We start from the raw sequence: 21,594 nt of genomic DNA on the forward strand, positions 1-21,594 counted from the left end.
GTAACTGACTTCGTCAGTCTTATCTACAACCTCAAAGCAGTACTTTGAGCAACCTGCGGCTAGTTTCCTAGTTTCCTCTTTGATTTTCATTGAGTATAAGATTAAGAAGAGGCTGAGAAAAAGCCTCTCAAATCAGAAAAACGCATAGTATCAGGTGTTCAAAACTTGAGACTATGCGTTTTCGTTTTATTGTGGGAAGATTTACTTTATTTTCTCCGGAAGTTGAGTTTTGGTCCAGTCTCTTTAAATTATATGTTATCTTAAATTCAGAATAGAACATTATAACTTATAAAATATTGCTAGAAATTGATTCGACTTTACTCTCCTATTTGTTCAGAGTTTATTTCATTTTGCTATAAAGTTTGAGATTTCTTTTATTTTTTCTACTCTTTTCCGAATAAATAGATAGAAGCATCAAATCTAGTAAATTAGATTAAAAAATGTGCTATAATGAAAGGAGAACAAATATGACTGTACGTCATCCGGGCATCAGCCCAACTAACGATTTGGTTGCTAAAAAAATCTTTAGCAATCCAGAAATCACTTGTCAATTTATTCGCGATATGCTGGACTTGCCAGCCAAAAATGTAACTATTTTAGAGGGGAGCAATATTCATGTCTTGCCTTCCCTGCCGTACTCGGCTCAGGATTTCTATACCAGTATAGACGTCTTGGCGGAGTTAGATAATGGAACGCAAGTTATCATCGAAATTCAAGTTCATCATCAGAATTTTTTCATTAATCGTTTGTGGGCTTATCTATGCAGTCAAGTCAATCAAAACCTAGAAAAAATTCGCCAGCGAGAAGGTGATACCCACCAGAGCTACAAACACATCGCACCTGTTTACGCAATAGCTATTGTGGATAGTAATTATTTCCAAGATGATCTAGCTTTCCACAGTTTCAGTATGCGCGAAGACACGACAGGTGAGGTTTTAACCATCACCAATAATGGACAGGAACATCATCTAGTCAAGATGGCGTTCTTGGAATTAAGAAAATACAGAGAAACCAGCAAAGACAAGGTTCGCAAGCCGTGGTTGGAGTTTTTCGGGAATAAACCCTTTACTCAGCACCCCGAGCGAGCCATCAGCCAAGCAGACCAACTGCTGGACTACAAGAGCTGGTCCGAGGAGGACAGGAAAATGTTTAGTCAACTACGTATGCGCGAAGAACAAGCCTTGTTAGCGCAGGACTATGCTTTGGAAACCGCTAGGGCTGAGGGGGTTGAACAAGGTTTAGAACAAGGTTTAGAACAAGGTTTAGAACGTGGAAAACTTTTTGCCTTCTTAGACATGGTTCGTCAACATGTTTTAACTTCTGAATTTGCCAGCCAGCAGTTAGGAATGACTGTCGCTGAGTTTGAGTCACTCTTGTAAACGAGCGAAAATGTTTAGCTAGCTATCTTGCAAAAAAATAAGTAGAGTTTATAATCCAAATACTTTTTAATACCAAGAATAAGCAGAGCCGGTTTTTCTAGGATATTTGGGTTAAGACGATTGTCTTGAATGCCTTAGGGAAACATGCTATACTACTTGTATGATTATTTTACAAGCTAATAAAATTGAACGTTCTTTTGCAGGAGAGGTTCTTTTTGATAATATCAACCTACAGGTTGATGAACGAGATCGGATTGCCCTTGTTGGGAAAAATGGTGCAGGTAAGTCTACTCTTTTGAAGATTTTAGTTGGAGAAGAGGAGACAACTAGCGGAGAAATCAATAAGAAAAAAGATATTTCTCTGTCTTACCTAGCCCAAGATAGCCGTTTTGAGGTTGCAGATAAGACTGACGAAGTCAGCTCAAAACACCGTTTTGAGGTTGTAGATAAGACTGACGAAGTCAGTTACATATATCTGCGGCAAGGCGACGTTGACGTGGTTTGAAGAGATTTTCGAAGAGTATTATTTTTAAAAAATCTCTCCAGAAACTAGTTGCTAAATAGGGTAAAAATTGATAAAATAAGGAATGTCTAAAAAATTTTAAGGAGAATCTAGCAAATGGATTTCACATGGGCACTAAAGTATGCCACTGAATTTTTGGGAACTGCCATTTTGATCATTCTTGGGAATGGTGCAGTTGCCAACGTTGAACTTAAAGGTACGAAAGGTCACCAAAGTGGCTGGATCGTCATCGCTGTTGGTTATGGTATGGGGGTTATGATCCCAGCCTTGATGTTTGGTAACGTATCTGGGAACCACATCAACCCTGCTTTCACTCTAGGACTTGCAGTTAGCGGTCTTTTCCCTTGGGCACAAGTGGTACCTTACATTATCGCGCAAGTCTTGGGGGCTATCTTTGGTCAAGCCTTGGTTGTGGCAACACACCGCCCATTCTACTTGAAAACTGAAAACTCAAATAACATCTTGGGAACTTTCTCAACTATTTCAAGTATTGACCATGGTACAAAAGAAAGTCGCTATGCAGCAACTGTTAATGGTTTTGTAAACGAGTTTGTTGGTTCATTTGTTTTGTTCTTTGCAGCTCTTGGTTTGACTAAAAACTTCTTTGGTGCTGAAGTGCTTCAATACATGAAACAAATGGCAACACAAGCAGGACAAACAGTTGATTTTTCTGACTTGGCTATTAAAGCACAGGTGGCTCCACACACTGCTTCAGGACTTTCTGTGGCTCACTTGGCACTTGGATTCCTCGTTATGGCTTTGGTAACATCACTTGGTGGACCTACAGGACCTGCCTTGAACCCAGCTCGTGACTTGGGACCACGTCTCCTTCATGCTTTCCTTCCAAAATCAGTTCTTGGTGAGCATAAAGGCGATTCAAAATGGTGGTATTCTTGGGTACCAGTAGTAGCACCTATCGCAGCAGCAATTGCGGCAGTAGCTGTATTCAAATTCCTTTATCTCTAAGAAATAGCTCCTTTAACATTTGAGTGAGCACCATCTATAAGTAAGAGAGGATCAGATTGGTTCTCTCTTTTTGATTTTTTAGGGAAATGAAAGAAAATCGAAACACACTCCTCTCCAGCAGTGGTTTAGAAGTCTCAGTGGGCTATTCAGCTTTAATGGGCTATAGTAGCTTGCAGTTGAAATAATAGATCCTTGTTTCTAAAACATTGTGAGAAATTGGTTTGAATTCCCCAATCAAATTGTGCAGTTTTCATTCTACTATATATTATGTTATCGGAGATGGGTTCCCTATCTTGTAAATCTGCTTTATAGTGGGTTGAAGTTGGAATAGTTCGCCCTTCTTTATCAAACATTGTGAGGAATTGATTTGCCTTCCTCAACAAAATGTTCAGTTTTTATTTCATTTTACTATAAAATAAGCGATTAGGGGGCTATTTTCGACCGACGTCCTTATCGTTTTATCTGCAATCTTATACTCAATGAAAATCAAAGAGTAAACTAGGAAGCTAGCCGCAGGTTGCTCAAAGCACTGCTTTGAGGTTGTAGATAGAACTGACGAAGTCAGCTCAAAATAGTGTTTTGAGGTTGTAGAAGAAGAGGTTGGGCAAAAAACTCGACTTTAGGAGAAAATGAAGTAAATCTTCCCACAATAAAACGTATAGTAGCAAGATTTCTCAAGACCTGATACTATATGTTTTTCTGATTGCAAAGACTTTTTGACCAGTCTCAGCTATACCTACGGTAAGGCGATGCTGACGTGGTTTGAAGAGATTTTCGAAGAGTATTAAACCGATGTTGTGAGTAACTTTTACCTAGCTTCCTAGTTTACTTTTGTAGTATAAACCAGAGACTGTTTGTATTTTCAGCAAGTGAGTGGATGAATAATGCTGAAAACTCCTTGAAGGATAAATCTATTTAGTACTTTCTATTAGTTAGTTAAATTTTTACCAAGAATAATTCACAAAAACGTTGTAAAACACTTGCAATTTAGCTGAAATTTGATAAAATAGTAAGGAAAGTTAGACTGTATTGCCTACTGTCTATCTATAAAATATATTTTATTGGAGGCTTTTACTCAAATGGCAAAAGAAAAATACGATCGTAGTAAACCACACGTTAACATTGGTACTATCGGACACGTTGACCACGGTAAAACTACCCTAACTGCAGCTATCACAACTGTTTTGGCACGTCGCTTGCCTTCATCAGTTAACCAACCTAAAGACTATGCGTCTATCGATGCTGCTCCAGAAGAACGCGAACGCGGTATCACAATCAACACTGCGCACGTTGAGTACGAAACTGAAAAACGTCACTACGCTCACATCGACGCTCCAGGACACGCGGACTACGTTAAAAACATGATCACTGGTGCCGCTCAAATGGACGGAGCTATCCTTGTAGTAGCTTCAACTGACGGACCAATGCCACAAACTCGTGAGCACATCCTTCTTTCACGTCAGGTTGGTGTTAAACACCTTATCGTCTTCATGAACAAAGTTGACTTGGTTGACGACGAAGAATTGCTTGAATTGGTTGAAATGGAAATCCGTGACCTCTTGTCAGAATATGACTTCCCAGGTGATGATCTTCCAGTTATCCAAGGTTCAGCTCTTAAAGCTCTTGAAGGTGATTCTAAATACGAAGACATCGTTATGGAATTGATGAACACAGTTGATGAGTACATCCCAGAACCAGAACGTGACACTGACAAACCATTGCTTCTTCCAGTCGAAGATGTATTCTCAATCACTGGACGTGGTACAGTTGCTTCAGGACGTATCGACCGTGGTATCGTTAAAGTCAACGACGAAATCGAAATCGTTGGTATCAAAGAAGAAACTCAAAAAGCAGTTGTTACTGGTGTTGAAATGTTCCGTAAACAACTTGACGAAGGTCTTGCCGGAGATAACGTAGGTGTCCTTCTTCGTGGTGTTCAACGTGACGAAATCGAACGTGGACAAGTTATCGCTAAACCAGGTTCAATCAACCCACACACTAAATTCAAAGGTGAAGTCTACATCCTTACTAAAGAAGAAGGTGGACGTCACACTCCATTCTTCAACAACTACCGTCCACAATTCTACTTCCGTACTACTGACGTTACAGGTTCAATCGAACTTCCAGCAGGTACTGAAATGGTAATGCCTGGTGATAACGTGACAATCGACGTTGAGTTGATCCACCCAATCGCCGTAGAACAAGGTACTACATTCTCTATCCGTGAGGGTGGACGTACTGTTGGTTCAGGTATGGTTACAGAAATCGAAGCTTAATTCGATTTAGTTCCCAGAAGAACAATTATTTAAGTCAGACACTAAAAGAATCTTGCTTTGCAAGGTTCTTTTTTTCAGATATTGAACTAATACTCAATGAAAATCAAAGAGCAAACTAGGAAGTTTTAGCTGCAGGCTGCTCAAAACATGGTATTGAGGTTGTAGATAAGACTGACGAAGTCATCTCAAAACATGGTATTGAGGTTGCAGATAGAACTGACGAAGTCATCTCAAAACATGTTTTTGAGGTTGTAGATAGAACTGACGAAGTCATCTCAAAACATGTTTTTGAGGTTGTAGATAGAACTGACGAAGTCAGCTCAAAACATCGTTTTGAGGTTGCAGATAGAACTGACGAAGTCAGCTCAAAACACCGTTTTGAGGTTGTAGATAGAACTGACGAAGTCAGTAACCATACATACGACAAGGCGAAGCTGACGCGGTTTGAAGAGATTTTCGAAGAGTATAAAATTGAATTGCTTATAAAAAAGCTCCATACACTTGATGTGTATAGAGCAATGGGGGCTTTATTTAATATAGAGTTCTTGATTTTTCAAGACAATTTCACGTACGCTCGCAAATTTCTTGAGTTTTTTAAGTTCTTCTGGATGAGTGACGAGAGTGATAACATAACCTTCCTTACCCATGCGACCTGTACGGCCAGCGCGGTGAGTGTAGGTTTCAATATCTCTAGGAACATCAAAGTTTACGACGCATTCTAGGCTATCGATATCAATTCCACGAGCTAAAAGGTCTGTTGCAAGGAGTAGGGTCAGTTGCTTGTCTTTAAACTTTTCTAAGATGACTTTTCTAAATTTAACATTGACATCACTAGCGAGGGAAACAGCTAGGATCTCCCGATACTGTAATTTTTCTTCTGAACTTCCAAGGTCTGATAGGCTGTTAAAGAAGACAAGACCGCGGAAATCCTCCACATGAGCTAGTTTTCGTAGCATATCCACTCGGTGACGTTGGTCTACCTGCATGTAGAAATGTTGGATGTTGTCTAGTTTTTGGTCAGAGAGATCAATGGTACGTGTGTTTGGCGCAATCTTTTCTTGGTCAAACTTGGTTGTGGCACTCATGTAGACCAGTTGGTGATCACGAGGTGCGTAGTGAGTGATTTTCTCAACAAAGTGAATCTGAGAATCATCTAGTAATTGGTCAAATTCATCCAGGATGATGGTTTCCACATTCATCATCTTGATTTTTTTCAATTTAATTAGTTCAAAGATACGGCCAGGGGTTCCAATCAGAATTTCTGGTCCTTTTTTAAGGCGTTCAATTTGTCGTTTCTGACTTGAACCTGATAGGAAGAGTTGAGCAGTCAATCCGATAGCCTCTGCCCACGTTTTACATACATCAAAAATCTGTCCAGCAAGCTCCGTATTTGGTGCTAGGATCAAGAGTTGTTGGGCTTTTTTCTTTTGTAGTCTGAGAAGACTTGGTAGGAGGTAAGCTAGGGTCTTGCCTGTTCCTGTTGGGCTTACTCCTAGAAGATTTTCTCCAGCAAGAAGGGGCTCAAATAGTTGAGTTTGAATGGGGGTGAATTCTTGAAAACCGAGTTGGTCACTCAGTTCTTGCCATTCAGTTGGTAGTTTGTTTTTCATTTTTCTGCCTCAAATCTAATGCCAGCAGTCTGGCGCATGGTATATAGTAGCTCATGAACTGAACTTGCATCTTCCAGCCAAGTTTGGTAGAGATTCAGATCTGGTTTCTGAATCATGTGTGCAAATGCAGCGACTTCCTCAGTCATCGTATGAGGAGCCTGTTGGATAGGGAGTTGGATTTGATTGCCTTGATGGTCGGTAAAAATAGCCGAGCGAACATGCTCAATCGTGTTGAGAGTCAAGGTTCCATCTGTTGTGTAAATTTCGCAAGGAAGATTGGAAGTGATGTTTTTCCCAGCCTTAATATGAACTTGATAGTCAGGGTAGAATAGGATTCCATCTCCATTTAGGTCAATACTATTGTCAAGCTGTTGAGCCTGATAGGTTGCGTCCTGAACCTTTCCAAAGAGGCGAACGGCAGCGTAGAGAGGATAAATCCCCAAATCCATGAGAGCTCCACCGGCAAAACGGTCTGAAAAGACATTTGGTGTCTGTCCAGCCAACAAGTCAGGCATTTTGGAAGAATACTTGGCATAGTTGAGATCTGCTCCCAAAATCTGTTTGTCTGCTAAAAAGTTTTTGATGATAGTGAAAGCTTTTTCATGGTAATTGCGAGCTGCTTCGAATATCAAACAGTGATTTTTCTCAGCTGTTTGAAGCAAATTCAGCCATTCTTGTGGCTGAGTGACAGCTGGCTTTTCAAGAATGACATGTTTACCTGCAGACAAGGCAGCTTTTGCCTGAGCAAAATGCAAGGAGTTTGGACTGGCAATATAGACTACATCAAAAGAGCTCTTGAAGAAGTCCTCTAATTGATCGAATAGTTGGATATTCTCATAGTGAGAAGCAAAGGTTGCGGCAGTTTCAAGTTTCCTAGAATAGACTGCGACCAGCTGGTATTTTCCACTAGCATGGGCTGCTTCTATGAAGTGATGGCTGATAGCGCCAGTGCCGATGACACCTAATTTTAGCATAGATACTCCTTTTCCGATTTTAAATCCTTCTTTCATTATAACATAGATAGACGGGACTATCCAACAGAGGGTAAAAATTTTCAAATAAGCGATTCGCTTTCTTCTGAAGAAAAGCTTTCTTTTACGAATAAATAGATAGAAGCATCAAATCTAGTAAATTAGATTAAAAAATGTGCTATAATAGAAGGAGGAAAAGGATGATTCTAAGACATCCGGGCATCAGCCCAACTAATGACTTGGTTGCTAAGAAAATTTTTAGCAACCCAGAAATCACTTGTCAATTTATTCGCGATATGCTGGATTTACCAGCAAAAAATGTGACCATTTTGGAGGGAAGTAACATTCATGTCTTGCCTTCCTTACCGTACTCGGCACAGGATTTCTATACAAGTATAGATGTTTTGGCGGAGTTGGATAATGGTACGCAAGTTATCATCGAAATTCAGGTTCATCATCAGAATTTTTTCATCAATCGTTTATGGGCTTACCTGTGCAGTCAGGTCAATCAAAATCTTGAAAAAATTCGTCAGCGTGAAGGTGATACCCATCAGAGTTACAAACATATCGCACCAGTATACGCAATTGCCATTGTGGATAGCAATTACTTTTCAGATGACTTGGCTTTCCATAGCTTTAGTATGCGCGAGGACACGACAGGTGAGATTTTAACAATTACAAACAATGGACAAGAAAACCATCTGGTCAAGATGGCGTTCTTGGAACTCAAAAAATACAGAGAAACCAGCAAAGACGAGGTTCGCAAGCCGTGGTTGGAGTTTTTTGGTAATAAGCCCTTTACTCAACAACCCGAGCGAGCCATCAGCCAAGCAGACCAACTGCTAGATTACAAGAGCTGGTCCGAGGAGGACAGGAAGATGTTTAGTGAACAACGCAGGCGTGAAGAACAAGCCTTACTCGCTCAGGACTATGCCTTGGAACAAGCTGAAGAAAAAGGGTTGGAGAGAGGTCGTGCAGAAGGTATTGAACAAGGGTTAGAGCGTGGTCTTGAACGCGGTCGTGCAGAGGGGATTGAACGTGGACGAGCTGAAGGGATTGAACAAGGTCTAGAGCGTGGAAAACTTTTTGCCTTCCTAGATATGGTCCGTCAAGGTCTTCTGACTTCCGAGGTTGCCAGCCAGCAATTGGGAATGACTGTCTCTGAGTTTGAAGAATTATTGAAGAACCATCATAAATAAGACCTAAAAAATACAGGGAAACTAGCAAAGACGAGGTTCGCAAGCCATGGTTGGAGTTTTTCGGAAACAAACCTTTTACTCAAGAACCCGAGTGAGTCATCAGCCAGGCAGATCAACTGCTGGATTAAAAATTAGGAAATATCGTGTAGAAAATAGTAACAGATTTTATCTCTTTGTGGGATGAAGTCTGTTTTTTTGTATGATGGGCAGGTCCTACATCTGAGTGTCAAGTTCTCCGTAGGTATCCGCTATCGGTTAATGCATAGCATATCTGAATGAAATAAGAACTGAACAAATCAGTCAGGAAAGTCAAAGTAATTTCTATCAATGTTTTAGAAGTACTAGTGAACTATTCCAAATTCAATATTCTATAAACAAAAATCAAAAAGCAAGCCAGGAGACTTATGTAGGATAGCTCAAAATACTAATCTTAGATTAAGGATAAGAGTAGAATGATAATCAATGGATTTAGAACAAATATAATGAGCTGAAGCTGGGATAGTACAAGGGGCTTTTAAAATATTGTTATAAATTGATTTAAATTCAAGACTAATTTGTTTGATTCTTGTTTCATTTTGTTTTAGTTTCTTTTTATAGTGAGTTGAATTTAGAATAGCACATCATAGTTTCTAAAGCATTGTTAGAAAATACTTTAAAATCCCCTTATCAATTTGTTCATATTTTATTTCAATCTACTATATTTCCAAGCTTGATTATCATGAGGTAAGGGCTGAAAGCGGTCTAGGGATAGGAGTGATTTTGGAGATGAGAATCGTCAAAGGAAGGAATAGGGAGATTGTGGCTCTAGGAATAGGGGATAGTGAGATGAAATAAAAGCTGACCAATTCAATTTCTAACCAGCTAACCATTTAATCTTGCTGCAAATAGGTATCGAACAAGTCCCGTAAGTCTTAGACATTTTTCAGAAACTGATGATAAGCTCTTCCAATCCAAAAATAGGGAGGGTTTTTCAAACTAAAATTTGAATCCATACTTGGTTTCTAAATTATATTTAATATATTCACACTACTAAAAATCAGCCAATTATAACTATTATTATACTAAAATTTTCATAAATAAAGATATAGAAAAGTTATTAGTTTATAGGAAATAAATCAAAAAAGCGTATATCTATAATCAATATAATAAACATATGCTAAAAAATTCTCTAAAAATCAAGATTTTTGGATGATTATATGGTAAATTCGGGGGGGGGTATGGTATAATTATTACTAGACTGTACACTGGGTGCAGTGGGTTAAATAGTTCTATCAATACTATTTAATATCATGTGAGTTTGAAGATGATAAGGCTATTTTTGTTTTCAAAACAACTTACAAAAAAGGAGAAAAATTTCATGGACTTTGGAAAATATAACAAAGAAAAGGTTTTCCGATATTCGATTCGAAAATATCACTTTGGTGCTGCCAGTGTCGCGGTTGCGGCATTGATGTTCTTTGCTAACGGGGCAGTAGCAGCGCATGAACCCATCACTCCAGCTACGGCAAATGAAGTAGCTACGGTGGGTTCTGATGGAAAGGCAGACGGTGATTTAGGAAGCTCGGATGAGGGAGACTCGAACAAGGTTCTAACTGACCAGCCAGCTGAACTCACAGCAGCTGATGAGGTGAAAACGCAGGAAGCGCCAGCTGAGGAAACCAATCAAGGGCAAGCAGGAGCTGAATCTAACTCTGCTCAGTCCGAGACAAATCCAGCTAACCAAGAACCTTCTCAAGCAGGAGAAGTAAAAGAGCAAGAACAGCCGACCGTCGCTGATACGACAGCAGCCAAATCAACCCAAGGGAATCTGCAAGCTTTGTTGGCAAAACTAACGCTTAGCTCAATGCAGGAACTGCATGCTGAAGTGGAAGCGCGCCTAGCAGCAGCTAAGGCAGTTTTGGAAGATCCAAAAGCGACGCAAGCGCAGGTTGATGAGCAAGCAAGAGCTATGGAAGCTCTAATTCGTCGTGTTAATCAAGCCTTGGAGCCATCGCAACCAAAATTGATAGACTTGGGAGAAGCAGATTCGGCAAATAATAAGCTGGTCGCTTCAGAAGGATCTGTGACCGAGCGAGCAAGCAGAGGAAAGCGTCGTAAAAGAGAGGAAGTGATCGAGCCTGAGTCAGTTGCAAACCAAGTTAGTCCAACTGATGCAGGAAAGGAGACGGCTCCTGAAGCTAGCTCTCAAACGAATCCTAAAAGACGTGGTAAAAGAACTGAAAGCGTAGAACAACCTGCGACTGAAGCAAAAGAAACACCGAAACAATTGTCAACGTACACAAATGGTTCAGGTACTTATGCATTAAAAGATGAAATGGATAAAATCGTTGCTTATTTAAGAAAAAATGGTGGCGATGAGACAAAAGTAGCGTTAATCAAAGCAAATTCCGACAAGTTAAACGAAAAACTTGGACTTGCTGACGAAGATGGTGTGATATCAGAAGAAGACTTCAATAAAGCGCTGCAAGATCTTGACTATGCTCGTGCTACTATCGAAGGATTTTTAGAGGATAAGGAAAATGGTGGTAAAACAGAAATACCTAAGCCTGAAGCGATACTAAACCGTCAAGAGCGTTCGGTAGCTAATAATGGTTCAACTTCTTATGATAATAGTAAGGTTAACTATTTCGAAGATGGAAAACATGGTGCGTCGCCTTACTTAAAATATACTTATGTATATTACAATAGGGTACAAAGAGGTGTAGCTGTTGATAATGTAGACCGTTCTGTTTCAGAGGGGAAAGGATATATCTATGCCGATGTAACACCTACTAAAACTGGATTCAGATGGGATTTATATATTAATCAAGGTAACCATCAATTAGCAGGATCTGGGTTCTGGTTTACAGTACCTAAGGATCAAAGATACAAAGCTAATACAGCTACGGCAGAGCGCATTTCACCAGGGAAAACATCAGGTACAGCAGAATCACCGAATAGCGATACAATTTTAGATATGTTGAAACTTGATTACTTAGGGTTTGATAATGAAACACAAGGTAACAATAATCAAACAGGTATCACAAGAAAAGGTAGAATGTTAACTGAATTAATGGAAGTAGGTTCACTAGATAGATTAGCAAGACAAGTAAAAGGTTCGGCTTTATATAATAGGTCGAAAGAAACTTCTGCAGAGCGAACACTAGCCGATAATAAATTTAACATCATTAATGGCAAAGATAGTAATCTGTATTATTTTGAAATGCCGGATACAAAAGATAGTTATCACCTGAGTTTTGAAACGACGGGTAACTATCACAGGATAGGTGATTTAGCTTATGCGGTTGGTTCTAAGGGGACGAAACAAGAAGACGGATTAACTACTATTTACCTTGTTAACCAATGGTCTGCAAAAACACCAGCAGAATCACAAGAGATTGATAAATATCCATTCTCGATTAAAGGAAGTGGAGATTTCTTAGTTGATCAAGATAGAATTTATTCTACTGCTTTTTCAGGATATGGTGCCTCTTTAGGTGGAAACTTATATTCTGGAGGAGATATAGTTAATAAACCATTTGATCCTCGTGCGAACGGAGTTATCTCATATGGAGGAAATAGTTCTAATCCAGATCAACAACGTAAGATTGATTTTTATTCTTATCTTGAATACAAAGATGGAGCTGAGACTACAGAAAAAGGGAAAAAAGATGTTATTCTTAATGGAGTAGACCAAACTTTTACTTTCTATAGAGAAAATGGTACAGAAATTTCTGGAATCGACTTATCAAAAGAAGTAGCGTCGACTCCTGGTAAACATTCTTATTTCTACATTCGTAGGATGGGTGATGGTTCATCAGATAAAGGAAGTTTCAGATTTATTACGAAACCTAAAACGCCTAATTTTACAGGTGATGTAGGATTTGTTGGTGAGTCTAGAGCGTTAACAGCTTCTAATGGGACTAATGGTATCCCTATGACTTTATACCTTCAAGTGCCAGGTGAGGCTAAGGCAAGAGAAATAGATACACAAGTAGCTAACACTAGAGGAGAAGTAACTTTTAAAACTACTACAATAGAAAAAGGAACTTATTTTGTTCGTTCTGTTGTTCCAACAGGTGGACATGTTGACTACAGTGGGAACAAACACCAAACTGTGGATTCTGAAAAGTCAACAGAAAAGCAAGCAATAGTAGCACCGAAAGTAAAAGTAGGAAATATTGAATTGTTGCCAACAAGTACGGCAGCAAATGCACAAGTATTATATACAGTAGTCCAAGGAGAACGATTCCGTCCGCGTATTGAGGTATGGGATGATGCTGGGAAGTTAAATAAATTTACAATTTCTAACTTACCTTCAGGTGTTACAGCTAATGCCAACTTTACACCGCAAAATAATGCGACTGAACGAAATACTTTTGACGCAGTATTCAATGGAAGTGTTCAGGAAAATCAAGCTGTAGGTTCATATACAGCTAAGATAACGGTTGCTGATGAATCTAATAAAGAAAAAGATTATTACTTCAAATATGAAGTTGTTACTCGTGATACAGAAGCACCAACTGTAACGATGAATGGAAAAGCATTAACTGAAACTGCGACAGATAATCGTTTTGCTATTTATCGAGGAGCAGCATTTAATCCGACATTTGTTGTTAATGATAATTCTGGAACAACGACATATCTTAAAGTGAATGATACACCTAATGGTGTATGGTTTAACAAACAAGGAAGTAGTGATTTAGCTAAAGAGGGGACTATGCGAAATGGTTCTGCTGAGGCAACGTACCAAATTTCACACGATAATGTGGTAGAGGCGAGTGCCCCACTGGGTACACATGAAGCAAATGTTGTAGTAAGAGATGCTCGTGGAAATGAAAAAACATATAAATTCCAATATACAGTAGTAGATGTACAAGCGAAAAATACACCTAAAGATGTTGCGGTTAATTCAACACTAGGGGAACCACAAGATTACTTAAAAGTGGTTGATAATAGCTCAGGAACTGAAGCGTCTAAGTATCTTCCGGATAAGGTTACCTATACTTGGAAAGAGGGAACAACAACTAAAGCGAATAATACAAAATTAGACACAGTAGGCACTGTTACTAAATACAAAGCAACAGTGAATATACCTAACAGTACGACTCCTGTTAAAAAGACAATTGATGGCAATGAATATACGATCTATGCCCCAACAAGTGTGGAAAAAGCTATTACATTCAATGTTCAAGATACAGTAGCGCCAACGGTTAAATTAACAAATAAAGCAAACAACAATACTGAAGTTACATTAACGAATAATCCATCGGTTACAACTATTGATGTATATCGTGGAGCGATTGTTGAATTACCATTTAAGTATTATGATAATGCTAATACTGGTAAAGTAAATATTAGCTATGTATCTGGGCTTCCTACTGGAGTAAAATTCAATGAAAGTGAAACAGCTACTAGCGATGCTACTATTAACCAAAATGGTAAGACAGAATCTACTCCGGGAACTTACACTGTAAGAGGTAGAGTGGCTACAGATGCGCCTCTTGGAGTGCAGACAGTTACATTAAAAGTATCTGATGCTGCTAATGGTAATGTAGATCAAGGTAATAAAAAAGAGGTTAAATTCAATATTCGTGTTTTAGATATTGATTTTGAAGGAAGATATTCATCAACTACTGGAGCTACGAAAATTGTTAAGGAATTAAGACTGAATGAGCAAACTTCAGATCCGAATGAATATTTAACTGCAATAACAGGAACAGATAGAAGGGATGGATTATTCCCACAAGGTATGACGTTCCGTTATATTACTGGAGCAAATAATAATGAATTTAAAACAAATTTAACATTCACTGCACCTGGGAAATATCTTGTAAAAGCGGGAGCGTTCTACCCAACAACTTATGTACCGACAAATGGTTTATCAACAACTCCAGCTAATGCAACAGGAGATAGACTTGATGAAATTAGAAATCGTACATATACGACTCGTGATATTGAATTCCATGTTAAACCAACAGCGCCGACTGTTACTGCTGAGGCTAATGGGGATGTAGTAGTAGCACATTCAAATCAACCGAATGTTAACACATTGAGCTTTACTTATACAGATAAAGATAATAGACAACAAACAGTAACAGCTACTAAGACAGGTAATACATGGGCATTGAATAATGCTCCTGCGGACGGTGTGACAATCAATGCTACTTCTGGAACTGTGACAATTAAAGATCGTCAAGTAAGAGATGCTACAGAAGTTACAGCTAAGGTAGAGGCACAAGGTATAGAAAGTATTGGTACACCTGCAACTTCACTAGCTGGCGAGAAGACTCCGCCTACATTTACTTTTAGTAATAAATATACAGAAGTTGTGAGTGGAGAACGTGTTGTTTATGTAACACCGACAGAGGATTTAGCGGGTGGTTCGATTACATTAGGAACTGTGAATGATAATTCTGGTAAGTTAAGAGAAGTTGTGCTATATCATGGTAATGGACGTGATACTCATATGGAATTTGGCTTAAATTACAACAAAAAATCTAGTGAGAACAATGTTGAGTTTAATGCGCCATATGATATTGAGATTACAGGGAAACTGCCAAAAATAAATTCAAATACAGGTCGTATATGGAATAACAATGACAGTGTTGTAACTCGTTATGTTTATGCCAAAGATGCTGCAGATAATGAGTTGAAAGATGTTAGCGATAATAACCAAAATCCAACTCGTGTGAAAATCAAAGTATTGACGCAAGCTGCTAAGTATGAACCTACTATCAACGCTCAAACACTTAAAAAAGATCTTACAGTAAGCGGTGTAAGTGTAACTGAAGCAGAATTTAATAAGATGAAATCAAACTTAACATTCTCTACAAATAGAGGAGATGTTAAGGTAGCATACAATTCTCCAGATATGAATATCACTATGAAAGAGAATGGTGCTATTAAGAGTGAGGGTGGTTCATATTACGTAGGAGCTACGATTACGTATCCAGATGGTTCAACTAAGGACATTCGAATACCAGTTGAAACTGCAGATAAGGTAGCCCCAACAGTTAAATTAACGAATCGAACAGATGCTGATAGAGTCGTAACATTAAATGCTAATGAATCTACTTCTCCAGTAGTGACTGTCTATCGTGGAGCTAATTTAAATCTACCATTAACATTCTTTGATAATGACTCAGATGGTAGAGTAAATCTTAAGTATGTAAGTGGTTTACCAAATGGAATTCAGTTTAATGGAACTAGTGATACATTAACAGAGACTGGAAAAACACAAGATTCAGTCGGAACGCATACTATCACAGGAAGAATTCCAGCGAATGCACAATTAGGACTTAGAACTGTAACGCTTAAGGTGTCTGATGGAAGTAATGGAGTTGATTCAGGGAATAAAACAGAAGTCAAATTCCGTCTGAAAGTAGTAGATTTAGATTTTGAATCATCACGTTCTAAACAAGCGAATCAACCATCAATTACAGTACCGGCAACTGCAGGGCAAAGTCTTGAAGATGCGAATAACTACTTAACGGTTAACGATGGGACAAATCGTCAAGATAATGGTAATTTCCCTAGTGGCATGACATTCCGTATGGTAAATGAAGCTGGTGAGGTTATTACAAAATTACCAGAAGCACCAGGACGTTACGTAGTGAAAGCTAGAGCATACTTCCCAGTTGGATATGCAGGAACTGAAGGGATTGGAACTGTAGTAACAGGGAATGCTGATAATCAGCTTAATGGACGTCGTTACATTGAAAAAACAATTAATTTTGAAGTCAAACCAACAGCACCAGTAGTAACGCCACAAGATAATGGTGATGTGATTATTACACATGGTAATGAGACGAATGTAAATCGTCTAAGAGTGACTTACACTACACAGGCAACTAATCCGCAAGAAGTAACCTATACTGCATCTAAAAATGGAGATACATGGTCATTTGGCTCAGGGACTCCAATTACAATTGATGGAGCAACAGGTACTGTTAAAATTAAAGACCGTTCTGTAAAAGATGGCTCAACAGTAAAAGTTAAAGCCTTCATGACTACAAATGGTAATCTTGAAAGTAGCGAGGCAACTGGAGTTGCTAAAGATGGAGATCATGTCTTCCCTACAGTTGAATTCCAAAATACGGAAGAAGATGCAGATGGAAATCGTGTAGTATACATCACACCAACAGAAGAAACTAATTTACCAGTGGCAACGTTTAATGATAATTCAAATAAATTATCGCAAGTAGGATTTGTTGAATATAATGGAAACTTTGCTGACTTAGGTGATGTGGGTATTGATTATGATAGATATCCAACAAATGGAGATACGATATACGAAGCACCGAAGACAGCAATTGTAACGGGTACGTTGAATAAATTACAAAAAAATGGAAGAGTATGGGCAAATGAAGACGTAATTATAACTCGTTATGCAAGTGCAATCGATGCAGCAGGAAATGATTTACACACAGTTCCAGGAAATAAACTTAATGATAAAGCCAGTCCAACACGTGTGTTATTCAAGGTTAGAACACAAGCAACTAAGTATACGCCAACGATAACAGTTCAACATCTTGGAAAAGATATTGCGCTAGATAATGCAACAGTGACTCAAGAAGAGTTTGAAGCCATGAAACAAAACCTTAAATTCACTACTACAAAAGGTGATGTAAAAGTAGCGTATAATACTGCAAACATGATGATCTCTATGAATAATGGTGGTGCTATCACGCGTGATTCAACTAATAATAGTTACAAAATTGGAGCAACGATTACATATCCAGATGGTTCTTCGGAAACTATTGATATTCCGATAACTGCGCCGTCACAAAGAGACATTTACACACCAACAGCAGTAGAGAAAACAGTAGAAAAAGATAGTCAACCAGAAGCTAGAGACAGTATATCAAATGCCTCAAGCTTACCAGAAAATACAAGGATTGAATGGAAAGCAGGAACTTTAAATACATCAGCACCAGGAGTCAAACAAGCGACAATAACAGTAGCGTATCCAGATGGAACAAGTGAAGATGTAGAGCATGTTACAGTAAACGTTAAACCAAGTCAACCAGCAGTAACTCCTGCGGGTAACGGAGATGTTACAATAACTCCAGTGGATAAACCAAATGTTAATACACTAAAAGTAACTTACACTCCAGCAGACAACAACCAGCTTCAAGATAATGGTGATGTAACGAAAACGCCTCAAGCAGTTGCGGAGATTGTAGCTACTAAGGGTACTAATAACCAATGGACTATTACAACCGGTCAAAAAGACGGTATTAGTATAGATCCAAGCACTGGTGAAATCACACTGAAAGATGAAGTAGTAAAAGGTCAAGCAGCTGTAACAGCTAAAGTCGCAGCTCAAGGAGTAGAAAGTGATGACTCTGTGGCTCAAGTTGCAACTGGAGATCAAACAAATCCAGTTATCGGAGCTTCTTCGAAAATTGTAGGAGTAGGAACAAATGTTAATATTCCTCTTGACCTATCAGATGGAACAGGTGTAGGTATTGACGAAGGAAATATTAAAGTTACAGGATTGCCAACGAGTCTAAGCTATGACAAAGCTACTAAATCAATCACAGGAACTTTAGATTCAGTTTCTAAAAATGAAATTAAGGTAACTGTCTTAGATAAGAACGGTAATAAAGCAGAGAAGATGATTACGATTACTGCTGTTAAACTTAAACCTATCTTCGCTATTAAAGATGCAACTATTGAGAATGTTGATAATGCAGCTAACTTTGTAGAAATTCCTGAAGGGGTTACGTTAACTTCTGCATCATGGAAAGATGGCGACAAACCAACAACAGCGACAGTAGGAAGTACAAATAAAACTGTAGAAGTTAATCTAGATGGTGAAAGAACAGAATTGACTATTCCAGTAACGGTGTATCCAACTGTTACTCTTCGCAAAGTTAATAACAAAGAAGTGGCAACATACTATGAGATTGTTGGTAAAGCATTGACATCAGCTTTATGGGGAACTAGAGGTAGAACACAACCTCCTACAGCAGACTTCTATGTAGCATTTGAAGGAGACAGACCAGCAGGGACTACGGTTGAATTTGAGAATGGAGTGCCTCTAAGCATAGTAGCAGGAGAAATGGCACACAAAATAATTGTTACTTATCCAAATGGAACTGGTACTGTAGTAAAAACAGTTACTTTCAAAACATATAACTATGAGCCAAATTATCCAACAGGAAAAGAGTATTTTGAAACAGAAGTAGGAAAAGCATTTAAAAATACAAATGTCAATTCTTATGTCAAACCAAGTACTAATTTAAGTACTCCATCAAGAGTTTTCATCGGATGGGGGAATCATGGTTATGGTGCTTCTCCAGTAGATAAAGCACAAACAACTATAGGATTACGTGAAGAAAATGTCAATGTTCACTATGGAAATAGTATTTTAGGTCTACGTGGTGACGATAGTAATCTTTATAGTGAGCAAGACATCAAAGTTGCTCTAGCTGTTAAACCAAAAGCACCAACACTTCAAGGACAAGCAGGAACTAGACCTGCCGTTACGGTATCTAACCTACCAGAAGCTTCGGAATTAGCGTCAGGAGCAATTGTAAAAGTACAACTTAAAGACGCTCAAGGTAATGTTGTAGCAGAAAAAGAAGTTACAGCAGGGGAGGCAACAGTAACATTCGCGGCAGCTGACTACAAGAAAGACTTAACATTAGGAGAGCAACTAAATGCTAATGTCCTTGTCTCTGGAACATACAAAAAAACAGAAGGAAGTACACAAGTAGATACTGATTATGAAGTATCTTCTACTAATAGCGATTCGGTTACGGTTAAAAACTATGCTGACTTCTACAGAGATCAAGTCACTTATCCAACGAATGCTGAAAAAGTGACTTATGGTAATAGTGATATTGCTAATGGTAACTTTATAGATGCAGCCAAAGAGCGCTTTGTAGCTAAAATTCAAGAAGTTAATGCAAATAATAATAACTTACCTGCAGATGTAACTTATACTAAGGGAACTACGGATGATAAGGCGAAAGTAGCTACGATTAACTTCCCAGAAGATGGTTCTACTATTGACATTTCTCATACGCAAGTAGCCAAACCAACAGCACCGACATTTAATGCAACTGTAGGAAGTGGCGAAGATGCCAAACTAAGTGATGTGGATCGTACAATTTCTGGTACAGCCCTTGAAAGTGCTACGAAGGTTGTATTGACCTTACAAACTGGTAGAACTGTTGAAATTGACGCTAATAATGGAAAAGACCCAGCTAATCTTCAACCAGGTGAAGGTGCACTGAAAAATGGTGTCTGGACCTATAAACTTCCAGATAATACCTACTTACGTCAGACAGACCAAACAGCTGAAATTGGATCGTCAGACCAACCTGTTAAAGTAAAACAAACTGTCTTTACTGCGGAAAGCGATGAAAGCAAGATTTATGTAGCCAAAGAGCGTAGTTTCGCAGGGAAAACCATTACAGCAGCTAAGGGAAGTCAAACTCTGACTGACTTGAAAACAGATGCTCGAAAAGGTATTAAATATACTGAAAAAGATGTAGAAAAAGACTTCCCAAGTGACTTTACAGCTACATGGAAAGAGACACCTGACGTTGAAACAGTTGGAACAAGAAAGTATAAGGTTCAATTAACTGAAACTTCTGCAACCGGCACAAATAAAGTCGGCGAATACGATGTAACGATTACAGTGACAAATCCAGCACCAGCAGCGTTGACTTATGAGAATAAACAAAATGGTGAAACTGTTGTAACTATTCCAGAAGATGCAGACGAAGTAGTATTTACTGTTCCTACAACTGATACAAATGTAAATACAATAACTGTAAGTAAAGCGAATGGCTGGACAGCAGATGGTATTGAAAAACGTGGAAATACTTGGGTCTTCCCAGCGAACTCAGTACAAGGAAATCGTCAAGTAACAGCAGTTGCGACAGCGGGAAGTGGTGATACGAAGAGTGCGCAAACACCAACGTCGATTTCAGCGCCTGCACATACAGTGACGACTAAGACGATTACAAAAGTAATCGGTGAAAATCCTACGAATGCAGAGTTACTTGCGGCGGTAGATGTAGCTAACAAACAATCAGCTGCACTGAAAGAAGGAACACAATATCCAACTACAGTAGGTAGCCATACTCTTGACGTTGTTGTTACTTACGCAGATCAAAGTACAGAAAAAGTAACAGTTCCGTATGTGGTGAAACCAGCAGACAAGACAGCTCTAACGCAAGCGAATAATGCCTTAGGAAGCGAAATCACAAGTGCACCAGACACAGCTGACAAGCCAGCAAGCAAAGTGACTGCATATGACGACGCTAAGAAAGCAGCAGAAGCAGCTAAGACAGCAGCGCAAGAAGTGATCAACAACGACAATGCGACACCGGAAGCCGTCCAAGCAGAGATTACGAAAGTAAACGCAGCCAAAGACGCGTTGAAGAAAGTAGAAGATGCCGTAACAGCAGCAGCGACAACTACAGCGAAGACACAACTAGAAGGTGACAAAGCTAAGTTAGATGAAGCAGTAAATACAGAAGGTAAGACACCAGAAAGTATTGAAGCTTACGAAGCTGCTAAGAAAGAAGCAGAAGATGCCGTAACAGCAGCTAAGCAAGCAGCAACAGATGCATTAGCTAAAGGTGACGATGCGACAGCGGCTGAAGTTCAAGCAGCGAAAGAAAAAGTAACCGCAGCTCAAGGTAAGTTGGACAAAGCGAAAGAGAAG

At 39.0% G+C, this 21,594-nt stretch carries 7 protein-coding genes and 1 pseudogene; 6 read left to right on the top strand and 2 right to left on the bottom strand.

The window, feature by feature from the left end:
* Positions 1–467: 467 nt before the first annotated feature.
* The 4 genes and pseudogenes from HT698_RS04275 (at position 468) to tuf (ending at position 5,144) form a co-directional block, all read left to right on the top strand.
* Entirely contained in the window at positions 468–1,379 is a 912-nt protein-coding gene (locus HT698_RS04275) for an Rpn family recombination-promoting nuclease/putative transposase (protein ID WP_173219335.1), read from the top strand.
* 160 nt (positions 1,380–1,539) lie between these two features.
* A pseudogene (locus HT698_RS04280) lies at positions 1,540–1,773 on the top strand (ATP-binding cassette domain-containing protein); the annotation flags it as partial.
* Between the two features lie 225 nt (positions 1,774–1,998).
* A complete protein-coding gene (gene gla, locus HT698_RS04285) occupies positions 1,999–2,868 on the top strand; it encodes an aquaglyceroporin Gla (protein WP_112444212.1) in 870 nt (289 codons plus the stop codon).
* Between the two features lie 1,079 nt (positions 2,869–3,947).
* Positions 3,948–5,144, top strand: coding sequence for an elongation factor Tu (gene tuf, locus HT698_RS04290; RefSeq protein ID WP_001040724.1), 1,197 nt, complete (start codon positions 3,948–3,950; stop codon positions 5,142–5,144).
* 527 nt (positions 5,145–5,671) lie between these two features.
* On the opposite strand, the gene HT698_RS04295 is transcribed toward tuf, so the two are convergent.
* Together HT698_RS04295 and HT698_RS04300 are read right to left on the bottom strand one after the other, a co-directional pair.
* Positions 5,672–6,754: a DEAD/DEAH box helicase gene (locus HT698_RS04295; protein ID WP_173218620.1), complete on the bottom strand. Its 1,083-nt coding sequence runs from the start codon at positions 6,752–6,754 to the stop codon at positions 5,672–5,674.
* Entirely contained in the window at positions 6,751–7,728 is a 978-nt protein-coding gene (locus tag HT698_RS04300) for a Gfo/Idh/MocA family oxidoreductase (protein WP_173218622.1), read from the bottom strand. Before HT698_RS04300 ends, HT698_RS04295 begins: the two co-directional genes overlap by 4 nt.
* Positions 7,729–7,925: 197 nt before the next feature.
* Here HT698_RS04300 and HT698_RS04305 point away from each other — a divergent pair, with 197 nt between their 5' ends.
* On the top strand, positions 7,926–8,924 hold the full coding sequence (locus HT698_RS04305) for an Rpn family recombination-promoting nuclease/putative transposase (RefSeq protein WP_173218624.1): 999 nt from the start codon (positions 7,926–7,928) through the stop codon (positions 8,922–8,924).
* A gap of 1,357 nt (positions 8,925–10,281) precedes the next feature.
* On the top strand, positions 10,282–21,594 hold an 11,313-nt coding region (locus HT698_RS04310; protein WP_173264386.1), incomplete at its 3' end, for a Rib/alpha-like domain-containing protein.

The sequence above is a fragment of the Streptococcus sp. 3109 genome (genome assembly GCF_013276905.1).
Taxonomy (GTDB): Bacteria; Bacillota; Bacilli; order Lactobacillales; family Streptococcaceae; genus Streptococcus.

Coding starts and splice junctions, on each gene's coding strand:
- HT698_RS04275 (WP_173219335.1), top strand. CDS start 468: ATGACTGTACGTCATCCGGGCATCAGCCCAACTAACGATTTGGTTGCT.
- gla (WP_112444212.1), top strand. CDS start 1,999: ATGGATTTCACATGGGCACTAAAGTATGCCACTGAATTTTTGGGAACT.
- tuf (WP_001040724.1), top strand. CDS start 3,948: ATGGCAAAAGAAAAATACGATCGTAGTAAACCACACGTTAACATTGGT.
- HT698_RS04295 (WP_173218620.1), bottom strand. CDS start 6,754: ATGAAAAACAAACTACCAACTGAATGGCAAGAACTGAGTGACCAACTC.
- HT698_RS04300 (WP_173218622.1), bottom strand. CDS start 7,728: ATGCTAAAATTAGGTGTCATCGGCACTGGCGCTATCAGCCATCACTTC.
- HT698_RS04305 (WP_173218624.1), top strand. CDS start 7,926: ATGATTCTAAGACATCCGGGCATCAGCCCAACTAATGACTTGGTTGCT.